The organism is Thalassolituus sp. ST750PaO-4 (genome assembly GCF_020320405.1).
Lineage (GTDB): Bacteria > Pseudomonadota > Gammaproteobacteria > Pseudomonadales > Oceanobacteraceae > Venatoribacter > Venatoribacter alkanivorans.
Genome location: NZ_JABVCB010000001.1, coordinates 1 through 16,104 on the forward strand (window position 1 = coordinate 1; position 16,104 = coordinate 16,104).

The following is a 16,104-nucleotide window of genomic DNA, read 5'->3' on the forward strand; positions in this document are numbered from 1 at the left end:
ATACGACGTTGTTTTTTCATTGGACACCTCTTGGGTTGTGATTTTATCACCTAAGCGGGTGTCCGGATTGATTAGACCACTACAAAGATCCCCAAGTTGGGGCGCAGGGGCTTGCCCCGCAAAGGCTGTTCACATTCAACCGACTCTTAATGATTAGCTGAGTGAACAACGTTTCCGTTAAGCGGGCCTCAAACTCTGCAGTTCAGCGCAGACGCTCCGCCAGCACACGATCAACCGACAGCGCACCACCGCCCTGAATCGCCAGCGCAACGGTTACTGCAAAAAGCGTCAGCGCGTATTCGTAGCCGTTATTGCTCATAAACAGGCCATTGCTGATATGCACACTGAAGATCGCGATCAGCATGGTAAAAGCACTGACCACTGCCGCCGGACGGGTAAGCAGACCGAAGACCAGCGCCAGACCACCGAAGAACTCAGCACTGCCAGCCAATAAGGCCATCAGGTAACCCGGTTCCAGACCGATACTGGCCATCCATTGTCCGGTACCTTCCAGACCGTAACCACCAAACCAGGCGAACAGCTTTTGCGAACCGTGAGCGGCCAGAATCAGGCCAACCGGAATACGCAGGGCCAGTGCGGCCAGACCTGCATTGGTGTTCAGTACGCGTTGAATAAGTTGAGTGTTCATAATGTGCTCCCGCTGAGATGCGTTTGGGCTGAGGGGAATTCCTCACTGCTTGAATCCACTGTAGTTGTTTTCATTTTGGCGATAAATATCGCTATCATTGTTTAATTATCAACAAAATGAAGATAAACAATGGATCGCATCGACAGCCTGAAAGCCTTTGTTGCCGTAGTCAGCGAGGGTTCCTTTGCCCGCGCCGCCGAACGGCTTGATCTGAGCCCGCAGCTGGTCAGCAAATACGTGTCGCAACTGGAAGCGCATCTGAATACCCGCCTGCTTAACCGCACCACCCGTCAGGTCAACATTACCGAGGCCGGCAGCGCCTGTTTTCAGCGCGCGCAGCAGATACTGGCCGATATGGATGATCTGGAAAATCAGCTCGGCGAGCTGCAGAACACAGCGCGCGGCGTATTACGCATCAGCGCGCCGGTATCCTTTGCCATCAGCCATCTGGCAAAACCGCTCACCGAATTTCAGGCGCAATGGCCGGATGTGCGCATCGATCTGCAACTGAACGACCGCAAGGTGGATATTATTGAAGAAGGTTTCGATATTGCCCTGCGCATCGGCCGCCTGCAAAGCTCGTCACTCATTGCCCGGCACATCGCGCCAATAAGACTGGTGACCTGCGCCTCGCCGGAATATTTAAAACAGTACGGAACCCCACAAAGCCGCGCAGAGCTGAAAGACCATCGTTATCTGCATTACAGCTACGCCACGGAAGAAACCATTCTGGTGCCCGGGGCCGGTTTAAGCGGCCAGCTTAACAGCGCCTTTCAGGCGAATAACGGTGATGTATTAACCCAGGCAGCCATTGCCGGTGCGGGCATTGTGGTACAGCCCACCTTTATTGCCGGGCCGGCGATCCGGGAAGGAAAACTGCAGGTTATTTTACAAGGCTCAGAACCTGAAGCCATCGGCCTGTATGCGGTGTATGCGCACCGCCAGTTATTATCCGGCAAGGTGCGCAGTTTTCTCGACTTTATCAGCGATTATTACGGCGACACGCCCTACTGGGATAATTTTTCCTGACGACCGCTCGCCTGCAATTAAAAACGGGAGCCGCTGGCTCCCGTTTTTAATTCGCCGATAAAGCTTATTGCAGATTAATACTGTAAACACCAAAACCATCGGCATCAGTGCTGTTATAGGTAACAGCGGCGTTACCGGCAGCAAAGGCTTTTGCCGAGTCTTTTGCCGAACTTCTGAACACCACGCTGGTATTGCTCAGCGAGGTAAACGACCAGTTATTATCAGCTGATGGATCAAAACCCGTTACCGGATTCTGTTCGGTCATGGCGATCAGATAATCGGCAACGGTCTGACGATTCTCGTTCGGTGCATCAATTACAATTTTATCGCTGCTGACACCAGGGAAATGACCACCGCCACCGGCACGGTAATTATTGGTGACTACCAGAAATTCATCGGCATCGACAATAGCGGCATTGTTATAACGGACGTTTTTAATACGGTTGTGCGCCGCGTCAATCAGATTACCGGACACGTCGTAACGCGCTTCCTGACTGACATCAATCTCGTAGGTAATGCCGTCAATCACATCAAAGTTATAACTTGGGAAACTGGCATTAATCAGTTCAGAACCTGAGCTGCCAGGCACGATGGTATTAAACTGACCGGCTGACATTTCCAGCCATTCTTTAACGTCCGCACCGGTGAGCTTCATCACCTTCAGCGTGTTCGGATAAATATACAGGTCGGCCACATTGCCGTATGACACATTACCCGCACTCAGATCGGTAAAATCATCGGCGCCACCACGCCCGGCGCGGAATGGTGCACCGACCGACAGAATTGGCAGGCTGGCATATTCCGTACCCGCAACAATCGATTCCACGTACCAGGTCTGGGCATCAGTGACGACCTGAATAGACGGATCATCCTGCACCAGCGCAAAAAAGCTGTTTACCGGTGCCGAAATTTTGGCAAAAGGCTCACTCACCCACTGACGTACATCGGCATGATCCGCCGCGACAGCCGCTTCAATGCCGGCATGATTCGCCACCAACGAGGTAACAGAGCGGTCCGGATTGCTCTGCGAAATGGGTTTAAGGGTCGACTGGCTGTCGCTTACCTGCCACTGGCCATCCGTATTCAGCGCCAGCGTCATGTCGATATAACCCAGATATTTCCCCCAGTAACCAGGCATAACCGCCGGAATACCGTTTAATGTTCCCTTAACATTATCGATACCGGCAACGTTATCGTAACCGCTGTCACCCGGGAAATTACGATGCGCGTGGCCGAACATAATGGCGTCAATACCTTCAACCTGCGACAAATAAAGGCTGGCGTTTTCTTCGCCGCCGCTACGGGCCTCGGTGGTAATACCGGAGTGCGCGATGGCAATAATAATATCGGCACCTTCCTGCTTCATTTGCGGAACATAGTGCCTGGCCATATCGACGATGTCTTTGGCAATTACCCGCGTTTCCAGATTGTTTTTATCCCACTGCAGAATCTGTGGCGGCACAAAACCGATATAGCCAATGGTCAGGGTGTGGGCCAGACCTTCGCTGTCCAGCACCTGCTTATCCTGCAGCACATAAGGCTTAAAGTAAGGAATATCGTTCGTGCTGTCGTTGTCGGCATCATCAAAGAAAACGTTGGCGGAGATATAAGGAAAACCGGCATCGTCCAGTGCTTCTTTCAGGAAAGGCAAACCATAGTTAAACTCATGGTTACCGATGTTCGCCACGTCATAATCGAGCAGGTTCATCGCTTTATAAATCGGATGAACCTCATTGGTATTCAGCCCCTTAACCTTGGCAACATAATCACCCAGCGGGCTGCCCTGCAGTAAATCACCGTTATCCACCAGTACGCTGTTTTTCACTTCTGCACGGGCGGCATTGATCAGCGACGCCGTTTTCACCAGACCGACCGTGTCGTCCTGCGCGTTCTGGTAGTAGTTGAAATTCATGATATTGGCGTGCAGGTCGGTGGTTTCCATTACCCGCAGGATAACGGTAGCAGCCTTGCCAGCAGCATCTGTATTGCCGTTATTGCTATTGTCGCTGTTGTCATCGTCAGAACCACAGGCCGAGAGCCCCAGAGCAACGGCAGAATACAGGGCCAGACGGAGAAAAGGTGTACGGGTCGGTTTCATGGATCGGGCTGTCCTTAGTAGCAGAAAGCCCATGACACTAAAAGAGTTTAATGACAGTAAAGTTAATAGAAAATAACAGAATTAAGTCTGCGCCATGACAGCACAGCCAATAGAATTTATCTGTCAGAAACAGCAACACAGATAAACCAGACTGCAAGTGACACCAGTCACCTGCAGTCGCGCTGATACCGCGTCAGACTCATAGCAGAAGGTTAATGCCTGAGAGTTGATGACGAAGGGTTAATGACGGAAAGTTGAGGCAGAAAGCTGATCACGATAAGGCTTCCTGACGGCTGAGCCAGACCTCAAGCCCCTGCGCATTAAGCCGGGCATCAGTCGCCAGCCAGCGCCAGCGGAGGGCGTCATCCAGCGCCGGATTCAGCTCTCGCGCACGGGCCATCAGCCAGTCAAGAATGGCAGCGGCCATACGTTCAACCCGCCCTTCTTTGCGCTCCTTTTCGGCGCTGGCAATAGCCACAAAAGCATCCAGCGACGCCAGCAGTTGCGCCACATTGGTGTTATCAGCAGCAACCGGGCCGTAATGGGTGAGATACACCGCCGCAGGTTCCAGCGCAGCAATCCGCTCAATACTGGCACGCATAGCCTGCGGATCAAAATGCACCGGCGTGGTGGTCACAAACAACAGCACACCACCCTCTGCGGTATCAAAAATACGGTATGACACACCAAAGGTGTCGCCGCTGAACAGCGCATTGCTCAGCGAATCGTGAATACACACATGGTGCAGCGCGTGTCCCGGCGTATCGAAAAAGGTAAAGGTACGGCCATTAAAGTTCAGCGTAAAACCTTCGGCCGCCTCAACCACCCGCTCTGCGGTCACCGGAATTAACGCACCGTATAATTTGCGGTAATTTTCTTCGCCGTACACCGCCATGGTGCCGGCTTCGAGTTTTGCCGGGTTAATCATATGCGCCGCACCGCGCGGATGAACCACCAGTTTGGCATTCGGGCATTGTGCCATTAACGCCCCGGCACCAGCGGCATGATCGAGATGAATATGGGTAAGAATAATCCAGTCGAGATGCTCAGGCGTTAACCCCAGTTCGGCAATCGCCGCCAGCACATGCGGCACCGTATGGGCAGTGCCGGTTTCAATTAACGCCAGACGATCCCCCTGACGGATTAAGTAGACACTGGCCAGACCGTGCGCGACGTAATCGGCGTCGATCTGCATAATGCCCGCCGGATGCTGAATCATAATACTCTCCTCTGTTTGACTGACAGACTAAACAGCCCTGACGCTGTATACCATGACACATTAGTCGGCTGTCAAAAGTCGGCTATCAACAGTTCGCTTTAACGGTCGGCTTCATTTGAGTACCGAACCAGCAATCTCAGGCTTTCCGTAAAAATGGGACAAATACCATATCCGGCATAAGACAAGTAAAGAAAAGTATCGCTTTGCAAGATAGCACCTGGAAATAATTTAAATTCCGCCAGCTTTGCATATATGGAAGAATGGAAAGAACACCTTGTTTTGATAACAAATACTACTGACTAAACATATATCTGTCTGAAAAGACTCAACTATCCGTGGCGCCCTTAACGCGCATTCCCTGAGCAATCAGTAATATCGCTGCGTTAGCGGATTCATGGATATAAGCCGGGTCATGGTGAACTAACATCGATGATAATGCTCCCTCAAGTAAAAGAAAAACATAACGCGCTGTAGCCTCTGAGTTTATCAGGCCATAGCGGCGAAATTCTTCAGCGAACCATTCTTCGACATTTTTCTTGTGTAAAGATGCTGTTTTTATCGCCGGGTGGCCTGGCTTATTAGCTAATTCACCCACTGTTCTCTGAAACCCGCACCCTCTCCACTTCGGATGACTTGTCGTTTCTGAAACTCCGTTAAAAACCGCCCGAACTTTATCAGTAATCTCACCTTCTTCGTCATCAAACCATTTTTTATACGCCTGCAGGTTTAACTGATCTCTGGACCTCAGATACTCAGTAATCAGTTCATCCTTACTCTGAAAGTGATAATACAGTGTTCGCTTCGTAATACCGGCTTTTTCTGCAATGGCATCGACGCTTGTTGCTCTGATTCCTGTCATATAGAACAGCGTTTTGGCAGCATTCAGAATGCGTGTTTTCGTATCCTTCTTCGCATCAGCCATTTATGTATACCGTATAGTGAGTGTAAAAAATCCTAATCTACGAATATTATCTTTTCAACCACTAAATGCTTATAAGGATTACATAATGAAGCCGCTGATTATTATCGAAAAAAAGAGTGATATAGCATTCCTGACGTTAAATCGACCGGAAAAATTAAACGCCCTTAACTATGCAACAAATGATCTCTTGCTAGAACTTCTGGATGAAATTGAAAACGACACATCGATTCGCGCCATAATTTTGACAGGCGCAGGAGAAAGCGCTTTCTCTGCGGGTGGCGACATTCACGAATTTACCCAAAGTATCAAACAGGGAGGCGATGTCGCTGTGAGGGAATTTGTTCGTCGCGGACAGCAAATGACATCAAGAATTGAGTCTTTTCCAAAACCCATTATCGTTGCGGTGAATGGCATTGCATTTGGCGGCGGTTGTGAAATTACAGAGGCAGCACATCTGGCCGTCGCCAGCGAAAAAGCTATCTTCGCCAAGCCTGAAATAAACATCGGAATCCCCCCTACTTTTGGTGGAACCCAGCGCTTGCCCCGGTTGGCCGGGCGAAAGCGCGCTCTGGAATTACTCCTGACAGGCGATAGATTTTCACCAGAACGGGCATATGAAATGGGCCTGGTCAATCAGGTTGTCCCCCATGAAGATTTGATACCGACAGCCATTCAGCTGGCTAACCGTATATTGCAGCACTCCCCTTTAGCCACAGCCCGAATCATTTCAGCAGTAACCCGAGGCTTAAACACAACCATTGGTGAAGGGCTTGAAATAGAAAAAGAACAGTTCGCCCGCATGCTTCATACGGACGATATTATTACCGGACTGGACGCCTGGATTGAGCGTCGCAAGCCTGTCTACAGCGGTCGATAAAATTAAGGAAAATACAATTATCAGATTCACTTCAGAAATCAGTTATCCCCGTGCATATTCAAATATTTTACTGTTTGAATATGCACCTAATAGTAACCACATGAGTGGTTTAGCCTGACAAGTGGCTTCTATAAATGATCCTATACAGCATGATTTTTACCTTGTTTTGGTCCCTGATAAGCCGGACGCTGATATTTCACCGAAACCTATCTGCTCAGATAAAATTCAGAACAGAGAAAGCAACAAATACAAAACGATATCAGCCAACCCAGGCCGAGCAACGGATCAGGCTACAGAAATTACCTCTATGAAAATGGGGTTCCTTACCGGCAATCACATCCGCCTTCACATTTCCGAAGGTAGTATCAGGCTTATGCTTTATGCCCTCATAAAATGTTTGAATAATATCCTCCTTAAAATCAGGACTGCGAGGAAAAGCCTTAACGACAGATACCACCTGCACCAGAACAAGCAGCACGCGTTGTGGCTTTCCTGATGCCGATACTCTCAGACGCGCTTTTGTTCGCCTTGTGGGGATTACACCTGCGGAGTATCGGAAACGTTTCGCATCGATAAAAATTGATAAATAACCAGCTGCAGAAGTTCTGCACAACCCGGGTAGCCCACTCACCGACCCGAATGGCCCTTAACCGCGCTGTGCAATCAACCTGTTGTCAGCAGCAGACCTGACTTTTCCGGAATGTTTAATGCTGAAACAGCGCCGCTATTCTCTCGGGCGGCATCTCCCCTGACGTTATTCAGCTTATTTGCAGCGCCGTACTGCCCACCTCCATACGACCGACTTTGGGAAGAGGAACGACTGAACGGCTCTGGTGGTGCAAATATTTATGGCTTGACCCTCCCTCCTGTTTATGAAACCCTGAAAATCAAGAGTGACACGCCATTCAGTTTTAAAAGCATGGCACACCACTGGCCCAACAGAACAACAATAAAGGTAAAAATCCCTATGAATACCAAAGGTAAATTAGTCATCAACCTGCCAGGCATCCTGTATGACGTGGCGCAATGGGTAATGTTTCCGCTGAATATGCTGATCAGCGGCATGTGCCACCTTCAGCCTAAGTCATCGGTCTGGAATGAAGGCAAGTGGCAGAATCGGAGACTCGAAGGCTCTGGCAAACCGCTGGATCAAATCAAAACAGAGATCCTTGAACAGCAAGACATCGCTTATAACGAAGAAGATCTGGTTCGCCTGTACGATTCACTGCCCAATGTAAGCGCCAAAGAAGATCTGGTGGGTCGCTACTGGAAAGGAAAAATTTTAAGAACCAATGGTTCTGTATTGGATCTTGCCGAATGGGTAATCGTTCGCCCACTCAGCCTTCTGGGTATTAAGTGGGGTAAACGCTACCGTACACAACATCAGGGGGACCCACTGTTATTCCGCTGGGCTGACAAGCTGTACTTTCCGATCCCGATCTGGGGCAATGTTGGCATGACAGATATTCGCTGGCGTGAAGAAGCCACGGCCACAATGAATTATGATCATCAGCCCTGGAAAGATTATTTCAAACTGATCAGTAATGAAAATGGAAGCGTTGTACTTTTGGGTGTCTGGACCCATAAGCATATTGCCGGAGGATGGTTTACCCTGACACTGGAAGATTCTGAATAAATCAGACCCGATCCCATTGGTCGCGCTCAGAGTACAGCGCGCGACTGGTGGCTATTATGCTGTTCAGAACAACCTGCGCTTATGGCGTAAGCCGATATTGAACGGTAATTTAAAGCAATCGATTATAGATTGCGCTCAGCAGTGCCCCGGTAGCGCCCGCAATCGCTGACCAGGCAACCAAACCACCAATAAAGCCAACTACCGTCAGGTGCCAGCCCATATTTTCCAGCTGCATATGCACCATATGCCCGGACATAGATAACATAAGGCCCGGCAACAGACTCACCAAAGCGCTGCAGGCAAGCCACAAAACGGCTGCAGTCAGAGCACAAGCCAAAGCAAATTTTTGAGTATTCAGTTTCATATTTCACCATCCTTTTGGAAATCCAAAATAGCAAAACAAACATCAGCCATCGTATTCAGTACAGCGATACAATATCTGCACATCCCTGATCATTATCTATCAGCGTTTTCGTCCACTTCCCGGTGGGGATTTATGACAGCTCCAGGGCTCACGAATCGCGTTTTCTTTAACATTATCATCAACAAACTTGTAATAGCCTTCTTTAAAGTGCGTCCACCAGTCATGACTGACGGCGACATCATGGGCACTCAAAATGTCTTCTATATTGTCCAGATTAACTCTGGAAGCGTCATACGCAAGATTCAGCACCCGGCTTTTTTCGTCAAAGGATATGCAATCGAGACCGTAAAGCTGATCAATCTCAGCAATAGCTGCTTGCCGTTTGTTCTCGTCAACAGGCTCCAGTTGCAGATGACGCACCACCAGATTCACTTCTGATACGCCTAATCGGTGTTTTTTATCGCTCATATTTATTTCCTTCTCATCAGATGGAATTTTGTTAAAAAAGAGTGCCCGATATTTGGCATGATCTTTAATATTTTTACCCATCCGCCGTTGCCAGCCGAGTTTTACGGCGGTCAGTCAATTTCAGCGTTCTCTGTACGGTATTCGGCAACCACAACGGCTCCCGGACAAGCCAAAGAGCAGATAGCATCCTCTATTCCACCGTAAGCTGGCCGCGATACATCTGCATCTGGCAGTGAAAGGCGTACTCACCTTTAGACATCGGTGGTAAATCAATACGTTGGCGTTTGTTTAACGGCAAGGTCTCGCTGATATGTAAATCCGGTATCAGCAGTACCTCCGAACAGGGCGATGCGTCTTTACGCAAAAAATTAAGACTGACGGGCTGGTTGGCAGGAAGCCTGATACGCGCCGGCTGATAGGTGCCGTTTTCAACAATGATCAGCAATTCATCGTTACCCAACGTGGTTTGCGGCGGCTGATACAGCCAGAACCACCAGACAATCAGTGCAATTAACGCTAAGCCGGCCAGATTAATTAAGATCATCATGCCATTTCCCCTTAATGTTCCTGCGCTTTAAATAAGCGCAGACGGTTGGCATTGGTAACCACCGTCAGTGATGAGAATGCCATTGCTGCACCGGCAATTACCGGACTTAATAATAATCCGAAAAACGGATACAGCACCCCGGCCGCAAAAGGCACACCGGCAACGTTATAAAAAAAGGCACCCAACAGGTTCTGTTTAATATTACGCAGCGTCGCCTTACTGATGGCAATGGCATCGGCCAGTCCATGCAGCGAACCACGCATCAGGGTTATGTCGGCGCTTTCGATAGCGACATCAGTACCCGTGCCAATGGCAAAACCAACATCGGCAATGGCCAATGCCGGCGCATCATTAATGCCATCACCGGTCATTCCCACGACCTCGCCCAGCATCTGAAGCTCCTGTACTTTTTCGGATTTATCTTCCGGCAAGACCTCAGCAAAGAATTCTGTAATACCCGCTTTTTCTGCGACCGCTTTGGCGGTAGCACGGTTATCCCCGGTCAACATCACCACACGAATGCCACTCCGTTGCAGGCGTTTGATAGCAGCGATGGAGTCCTCTTTAATCGGGTCAGCCACAGCGATAATGCCCGCCAGGGTGCCGTTGACGGCAAGATACATCGGCGTTTTGGCATCGGCGGCCAGATGCTGAGCCTTATCAATAAAAGATCCCAGCGTAATGCTGCGCTCTTGCATCAGCTTTTCATTACCAAACAGCAGCTGCTGCCCATCGACGATTGCCTCGACGCCATGGCCGGCGATGGCGTTAAACTGACTCATCGCTAACAGGTCGATCCCCCGCTCGTTGGCAGATTCAACAATGGCCTGCGCCAACGGATGTTCAGAGCCAGATTCCAGGCTGGCCGCTAATTGCAGGGTACGTGTTTCATCCATCGCTGCGGCCGTGACAATATCGGTCACCTTAGGTGAGCCCAGAGTAATAGTGCCGGTTTTATCCAGAATCATGGCCGTAATTCTGGATGAGGTTTGTAAGGCTTCGCCGTTGCGGATCAGAACCCCCGCCTCTGCGGCCTTACCAACGCCGACCATCACCGACATCGGCGTGGCCAGCCCCAGTGCGCAGGGACAGGCAATAATCAGAACCGTCGTTGCCGACACCATCGCAAAAGCCACCACCGGTTCCGGCCCGAAATTCAGCCAGGCCAGAGCACTGACAATCGCAATGATCATAATAATGGGAACAAAATAGGCTGAAATAACATCGGCCAGCCGACCGATGGGCGGTTTTGAATTCTGCGCACGTTTTACCATATCGATAATCTGCGCCAGTGCCGTGTCTTTCCCCACCCGTGTTGCTTTGAACACTATGGAGCCAGTTTTGTTGATGGTGCCGGCCACCACTTCATCGCCCTCACCTTTTTCGACCGGCATGGGTTCACCGGTCAGCATCGATTCATCGATGCTGGTATGGCCGTCAGTCACTTCACCATCGACCGGGACTTTCTCACCAGGACGCACACGCACCAGATCGTGCAGCTCAACCTGTGAAATCGGAATATCTGTTTCATAACCATCGCGGATAATCCGCGCCGTTTTAGGTTGCAGTCCGATCAGACGTTTGACGGCTTCTGAGGTTTTGCCACGGGCTTTGAGTTCCAGCGCGAGGCCCAGATTAATTAAACCGATGATCATCGCAGTCGCTTCAAAATAGACGTGGCGTGCCATACCCGGCATCACATCAGGAGCCAACACCACCACCATCGAATAGATCCAGGCCGTACCTGTCCCCAGAGCAATCAGGGTATCCATATTTGCCGAATGATTTTTAAACGACTGCCAGGCTCCCACATAAAAATGCCGGCCGGAAAATACCATCACGGCCAGTGTCAGCAGCCCGACAATCAACCAGACTATGCGTTCACTGGTAGTGGTAACGGTCATTTCGCCAACGACCAGGCTATAGATCATCAGCGGTATCCCAAGGCCGAGTGCGATGATCATTTCCCGCATCAGGCGTTTGTAATAGGCCCAGTCGGCTTGCTCTTTTTCCGCCAGAGCGTCGCTTTCACTTTCCGCCTGCTGAACTTTGGCACCGTAACCGGCCTGCTCGACCGCCTTAATCAGAGCACTGGCATCGGCGCTGCCCTCAATGCTGACCGTGCGTTGCGCTAAGTTCATTTCAGCCTTAGTTACACCGGTTACATGTTGCAGTGCAGTCTCAATTTTTTTCACACAACTGGCGCAACTGGCACCTTCAACCAACAGTTCCTGCCGCGGCAGATGTCTGTCGGGTGACCGCGTTGATGCAGCACTATCCGTAGTCTCTGTAGCCACTTTGTTATCCTCTTGTCCGCAATATTCCACTTAAATAACAGGTCATATTCCCCCGTTTTCAGGCCGGGCCTGATCAGCGCAGCACTGCCGGAGCCAGTAGTTTTCCCGCTCAGGCTAGTGATGCCCGGAGCTGGCCTTATCCCTCGCCGTCAGAATCTGATATTGCTCTTCAGTCAGCTCCGGCAGACGTTGCAGGAAAGCCACCATAGCCCAGATGCGCTGATCGTCGTGGGTCTTACCCCAGGCAGGCATGCCAGAGGCTTTAATACCGTGTTTAATAATCCAGAACTGACGACGGGCAAGGCTTTGTTTATCGTCATCCGCATGTTCATGCTCATCCAGACCGGCGGTTAAATTGGGAGGCACGGGATACAAGCCAAGGCTCATATCACTATAGGTTTTTCCCGGCCGTAAATGACAGCCGGCGCACATCTCGTTGTAATCCGGACCACCGGCCAGCAGCCAATCAGCTGAATTGAGATCCGGCACATCAAGCGGGCGGGAGGCTCTGTCAATTGATCGCTCCCGTAACGTCTCCAGCAGCCAATAGGTCAAAGGGTTATGCGGCGTGTCGGCAGCCACGGAGTACACGCCGGAATAAATAAAGCCAAAACCCGCCAGCAGCAGAATAACGCCCGCCAGAATCATGCCCCTGATGATATTCAACATGATATTTCCTGCCCGGTCCTGATAGCCTCAGGGGTTATGCATCCTGTGCCGTCAGGATTAATGCCCATGTTGATCACCCCCATCATGCCCGCCGGATGTCTGGTGATGCCCGCTGTCATCTTTATGGGCAGAACCATGTTTCTGATCCTGCTTCTGATCCTGCTTCTGATCCTGCTTCTGATCCTGCTTCTGATCCTTTGCATTACCATGCATGGCCTCTGCGCATTTTTTCATCATCGCCTGCATCACCGGATCGGATGCGTTCATTGACGCCTGATGCATGTCCGGCATCGCACTGCAGTCAGGACTTTCACCTTTCGCCGCATGTTCAGAAGGATCATGGGCATTGGCCAGCGCCGAAAATGCAATGCCGGAAACCAGTACCCAAACAGCTGTTGATATTGTTTTCATGTCACACACCTTATGGTTGAAAAATGGTTATTACCGTTAAAACCAGAACCTTAATCCGGCCACCCAGTCGGCAGCGCGGGGACTATCACCACCGGCCCGGACCGCATCGGCGGTGTCGCCAAACCGGCCCTGCCATTCCACGCCCACATAGGGAGCGAACTGGCGGCTGAACTCATAACGCAGGCGCACGCCGGCATCGATGGCCGAAAGGCCACGGCCGATACCATTATCCGAATCAGACTTACCGTAGAGGGTCATTTCCGCGCGCGGCTGCACAATCCAGCGCTGCGTTAACAGCAGCTCGTATTCCGCCTCAACCTGCAACAGCGAACGTCCCTGCTCACCGGCATAAAGTGTGGCATCAACCTCGAACCAGTAAGGCGCAAGCCCCTGAATTCCCACTCCGAGCCAGTTACGGTCCGGGCCTGAACCACTGTCGTGGCGCACCCCGGCCTGCACATTCCAATAAGCGGTTACAGCATGGCTGTAGAACAGCTCGGTCTGGCTTTCTTCCAGCGTGCCGGCCACCACCTCGCCCTCAGCCTTGATTACAGCGCGATCGTAGCTGCCACCAAACCAGGCCTGGGCATCGTAGAGTCCGTAATCGCCGTCATCTGCTCTCACCGCCTCAAAACGGTTAAAGGCCACAGCCCAGAAATTGTGCTCATCGGCCAGACGTAAACGGGGTACCGCCGGCAGCACATAAGCACCGCTGTCCAGCGTCATGCCATTGGCATAGCTGTGCGGATCGCGGGCCTCGGCCGGTGCCTTGCCACCCTGCATACGCATCGTGCCCATCGTCATGGGTGCTGATTCTGCGTCCGCCACTGAAGAGGCTGGCATATCATCATGTGACATACCGGCCATGCTCTCAGCTTGGGCTGACAGGCTGTAACTGCTGATAACGATGGCGGCCGCCAGAACGGAGAGCTCTTTGTACATGCTCATGACACCACCACCTCGCGGAACATGCCCGCATCCATATGAAACAGCAGATGGCAGTGCCAGGCCCAACGTCCGAGCGCATCCGCCGTAACCTGAAAACTGATGCGCTGCGCTGGCTGCACCGGAATGGTGTGGCGGCGGGCAACAAACTCGCCGCGTTCGTTTTCCAGCTCACTCCACATGCCGTGCATATGCATAGGATGGGTCATCATGGTGTCGTTCTGCAGAATCACCCGCAGCCGCTCGCCGTGACGGAAATGCACCGGCGTAGACTGGCCGAATTCCAGCCCGTCAAAAGACCAGGCGTAGCGTTCCATATTGCCGGTAAGGTGCAGTTCGACTTCCCGTTCCGGCAGCCGCTTATCCAGCGAACCGCCGATGGTATGCAGCATATCCAGAGTCAGCACCCGGTGACCCGGCGGCCGCAATCCACTCTGGCTCAGGTCACGTAATCCGACACCCGGATCATCAAGATTTGTACGCGGGCTATCGACGCGCATATCGGTACCAGGCCCGTATTCGGTGCGGGCATGACGTACGGTTTGAGAAGGCTTCGCCAGTGCCCGGCTATCGTGGTTCATGGTCATGCCATCGTGATTCATGGTCATGCCGTCGTGATTCATGCTCATGCCGTCGTGGTTCATACTCATGCCGTCGTGGTTCATGCTCATGCCATCGCGGTTCATGCTATCCATCGGCATGCTGTCGTGGCTCATCTCCTTCATCTGCCCCATCGGCATGCTGCCGTGGCCACTGTGGTTCATACCGTTCATCTGGCCCATCATATCGGCCATGGTCAGCGGCTGCGGAGGGTCCAGCGCCGGCACAATCGCGGTCAGTCCGCTGCGCACTGCCAAGGTACCGCTGGCATAGCCGCTGCGGTCCATAGATTGCGCAAAAATGGTGTACGCATCCTCCTCTGGCTCAACCACAACATCGTAGGTTTCGCCCGGGCCAAACCGGAATTCATCTACCGTTACCGGTTCCACATCCTGGCCATCAGTCTGCACAACCGTCAGTGGCAGACCTGGAATACGCACATCGTAAAAAGTATTGCTGGCGCCGTTAACAAAGCGCAGACGTACTTTCTCACCCTGTTTAAACAGCCCGGTCCAGTTACCGGCAGGGGTTGTACCGTTCATCAGGTAGGTAAAGGTTTCTGCCGAAACATCGGCCAGGTCACCCGGACTCATGCGCATCTGATTCCACATGCGCCGCTGGGAAAGTGCCTGCTGCACCCCAACGGCGGAAACATCGTGGGCAAAATCAACAGCCGTTGGCTGGTTAAAATTGTAGTAATCACTCTGGTGCTTGAGCTTGGCGAACACCGCCATCGGATCTTCATCGGTCCAGTCTGAGAGCTGCACAACATAGTCCCGGTCGGCCGGGAAGCGCTCACCCGCAGCCGGCAACACGATGATACTGCCGTACATGCCGGTCATTTCCTGAAAGCCGCTGTGGGAGTGATACCAATAAGTGCCACTCTGTTGCACTTTAAAGCGGTAGGTAAAGGTTTCGCCGGGGGCAATGCCACGGAAACTGATACCCGGCACACCGTCCATCTGAAACGGCAAAATAATTCCATGCCAGTGAATCGAGGTAGGTACCGACAGACGGTTGGTCACGCGTATGGTTACCGTCTCGCCTTCACGCCAGATCAGCGTCGGTGCCGGGACAGAGCCATTAATCGTCGTCGCAGTCCGTACAACACCGGTAAAATTAACCCGTTGTTCGGCCACTTCGAGGTCGAAACTGGTGCCCTTCAGCAGCGGAACAGACGCACTACCCTCTGCGCCGGCCGCAAACGCGCGGGTTCCCATCAAACCAGACAGTGATAAAGCAACTCCGGCAGTCCCCAGCCCCTGAACAAAACGCCGTCTCGACAGCGGAGCATGGCCTTGTGTTAAAGAATATTTTTTATTCATAGACTCAGTCTTAATGTAAAAAATGAATTCAACGGATAGCCTGTAGAA

15 protein-coding genes are annotated in these 16,104 nt (G+C 51.6%); 3 read left to right on the plus strand and 12 right to left on the minus strand.

Going from position 1 to position 16,104, the window contains the following annotated elements; genetic code table 11:
* Positions 1-202: 202 nt before the first annotated feature.
* A complete protein-coding gene (locus tag HUF18_RS00005; RefSeq protein ID WP_225690602.1) occupies positions 203-649 on the minus strand; it encodes a DoxX family protein in 447 nt (148 codons plus the stop codon).
* A 129-nt stretch (positions 650-778) separates the two neighbouring features.
* Between HUF18_RS00005 and HUF18_RS00010 the strand changes: the two genes are divergently transcribed.
* Complete coding sequence (locus HUF18_RS00010) at positions 779-1,678, plus strand: LysR family transcriptional regulator (RefSeq protein WP_225690603.1); 900 nt, start codon at positions 779-781, stop codon at positions 1,676-1,678.
* Between the two features lie 64 nt (positions 1,679-1,742).
* Here HUF18_RS00010 and HUF18_RS00015 read toward each other — a convergent pair whose 3' ends face one another.
* From HUF18_RS00015 to HUF18_RS00025, 3 genes are all read right to left on the minus strand, one after another.
* Complete coding sequence (locus tag HUF18_RS00015; RefSeq protein ID WP_225690605.1) at positions 1,743-3,776, minus strand: bifunctional 2',3'-cyclic-nucleotide 2'-phosphodiesterase/3'-nucleotidase; 2,034 nt, start codon at positions 3,774-3,776, stop codon at positions 1,743-1,745.
* A 271-nt stretch (positions 3,777-4,047) separates the two neighbouring features.
* Complete coding sequence (locus tag HUF18_RS00020) at positions 4,048-4,995, minus strand: MBL fold metallo-hydrolase (RefSeq protein ID WP_225690606.1); 948 nt, start codon at positions 4,993-4,995, stop codon at positions 4,048-4,050.
* 325 nt (positions 4,996-5,320) lie between these two features.
* Positions 5,321-5,917 carry a TetR/AcrR family transcriptional regulator gene (locus HUF18_RS00025; protein WP_225690607.1) on the minus strand — a complete coding sequence of 199 codons (597 nt, stop codon included), beginning with the start codon at positions 5,915-5,917 and terminating at the stop codon, positions 5,321-5,323.
* 85 nt (positions 5,918-6,002) lie between these two features.
* Between HUF18_RS00025 and HUF18_RS00030 the strand changes: the two genes are divergently transcribed.
* Together HUF18_RS00030 and HUF18_RS00035 are read left to right on the plus strand one after the other, a co-directional pair.
* Complete coding sequence (locus HUF18_RS00030; protein WP_225690608.1) at positions 6,003-6,794, plus strand: crotonase/enoyl-CoA hydratase family protein; 792 nt, start codon at positions 6,003-6,005, stop codon at positions 6,792-6,794.
* A gap of 700 nt (positions 6,795-7,494) precedes the next feature.
* A complete protein-coding gene (locus tag HUF18_RS00035; protein WP_225690610.1) occupies positions 7,495-8,430 on the plus strand; it encodes a DUF4334 domain-containing protein in 936 nt (311 codons plus the stop codon).
* Positions 8,431-8,539: 109 nt separating this feature from the next.
* On the opposite strand, the gene HUF18_RS00040 is transcribed toward HUF18_RS00035, so the two are convergent.
* The 8 genes from HUF18_RS00040 to HUF18_RS00075 form a co-directional block, all read right to left on the minus strand.
* A complete protein-coding gene (locus HUF18_RS00040) occupies positions 8,540-8,794 on the minus strand; it encodes a DUF5676 family membrane protein (RefSeq protein WP_225690612.1) in 255 nt (84 codons plus the stop codon).
* 99 nt (positions 8,795-8,893) lie between these two features.
* The gene (locus HUF18_RS00045; protein ID WP_255605502.1) at positions 8,894-9,343 is read right to left on the minus strand and encodes a cation transporter; all 450 of its coding nucleotides are present in this window, start codon (positions 9,341-9,343) and stop codon (positions 8,894-8,896) included.
* A 109-nt stretch (positions 9,344-9,452) separates the two neighbouring features.
* Positions 9,453-9,809, minus strand: a complete 357-nt coding sequence (locus tag HUF18_RS00050) for a cupredoxin domain-containing protein (protein WP_342453552.1) — start codon at positions 9,807-9,809, stop codon at positions 9,453-9,455.
* Between the two features lie 11 nt (positions 9,810-9,820).
* Complete coding sequence (locus HUF18_RS00055) at positions 9,821-12,052, minus strand: heavy metal translocating P-type ATPase (protein ID WP_225690964.1); 2,232 nt, start codon at positions 12,050-12,052, stop codon at positions 9,821-9,823.
* Positions 12,053-12,220: 168 nt separating this feature from the next.
* Entirely contained in the window at positions 12,221-12,775 is a 555-nt protein-coding gene (locus HUF18_RS00060; protein ID WP_225690614.1) for a c-type cytochrome, read from the minus strand.
* A gap of 57 nt (positions 12,776-12,832) precedes the next feature.
* Positions 12,833-13,186: a hypothetical protein gene (locus HUF18_RS00065; RefSeq protein WP_225690616.1), complete on the minus strand. Its 354-nt coding sequence runs from the start codon at positions 13,184-13,186 to the stop codon at positions 12,833-12,835.
* Positions 13,187-13,222: 36 nt separating this feature from the next.
* Positions 13,223-14,134, minus strand: a complete 912-nt coding sequence (locus HUF18_RS00070; RefSeq protein WP_225690619.1) for a copper resistance protein B — start codon at positions 14,132-14,134, stop codon at positions 13,223-13,225.
* Positions 14,131-16,056: a copper resistance system multicopper oxidase gene (locus tag HUF18_RS00075; protein WP_225690622.1), complete on the minus strand. Its 1,926-nt coding sequence runs from the start codon at positions 16,054-16,056 to the stop codon at positions 14,131-14,133. Before HUF18_RS00075 ends, HUF18_RS00070 begins: the two co-directional genes overlap by 4 nt.
* Positions 16,057-16,104: the final 48 nt, after the last annotated feature.

Excerpts from the sequence above, each read along its gene's own strand:
- HUF18_RS00015 (WP_225690605.1), bottom strand. The coding sequence starts at position 3,776 with ATGAAACCGACCCGTACACCTTTTCTCCGTCTGGCCCTGTATTCTGCC.
- HUF18_RS00020 (WP_225690606.1), bottom strand. The coding sequence starts at position 4,995 with ATGATTCAGCATCCGGCGGGCATTATGCAGATCGACGCCGATTACGTC.
- HUF18_RS00045 (WP_255605502.1), bottom strand. The coding sequence starts at position 9,343 with ATGGGTAAAAATATTAAAGATCATGCCAAATATCGGGCACTCTTTTTT.
- HUF18_RS00035 (WP_225690610.1), top strand. The coding sequence starts at position 7,495 with ATGTTTAATGCTGAAACAGCGCCGCTATTCTCTCGGGCGGCATCTCCC.
- HUF18_RS00010 (WP_225690603.1), top strand. The coding sequence starts at position 779 with ATGGATCGCATCGACAGCCTGAAAGCCTTTGTTGCCGTAGTCAGCGAG.
- HUF18_RS00025 (WP_225690607.1), bottom strand. The coding sequence starts at position 5,917 with ATGGCTGATGCGAAGAAGGATACGAAAACACGCATTCTGAATGCTGCC.
- HUF18_RS00040 (WP_225690612.1), bottom strand. The coding sequence starts at position 8,794 with ATGAAACTGAATACTCAAAAATTTGCTTTGGCTTGTGCTCTGACTGCA.
- HUF18_RS00065 (WP_225690616.1), bottom strand. The coding sequence starts at position 13,186 with ATGAAAACAATATCAACAGCTGTTTGGGTACTGGTTTCCGGCATTGCA.
- HUF18_RS00030 (WP_225690608.1), top strand. The coding sequence starts at position 6,003 with ATGAAGCCGCTGATTATTATCGAAAAAAAGAGTGATATAGCATTCCTG.
- HUF18_RS00060 (WP_225690614.1), bottom strand. The coding sequence starts at position 12,775 with ATGTTGAATATCATCAGGGGCATGATTCTGGCGGGCGTTATTCTGCTG.
- HUF18_RS00075 (WP_225690622.1), bottom strand. The coding sequence starts at position 16,056 with ATGAATAAAAAATATTCTTTAACACAAGGCCATGCTCCGCTGTCGAGA.
- HUF18_RS00005 (WP_225690602.1), bottom strand. The coding sequence starts at position 649 with ATGAACACTCAACTTATTCAACGCGTACTGAACACCAATGCAGGTCTG.
- HUF18_RS00050 (WP_342453552.1), bottom strand. The coding sequence starts at position 9,809 with ATGATGATCTTAATTAATCTGGCCGGCTTAGCGTTAATTGCACTGATT.
- HUF18_RS00070 (WP_225690619.1), bottom strand. The coding sequence starts at position 14,134 with ATGAGCATGTACAAAGAGCTCTCCGTTCTGGCGGCCGCCATCGTTATC.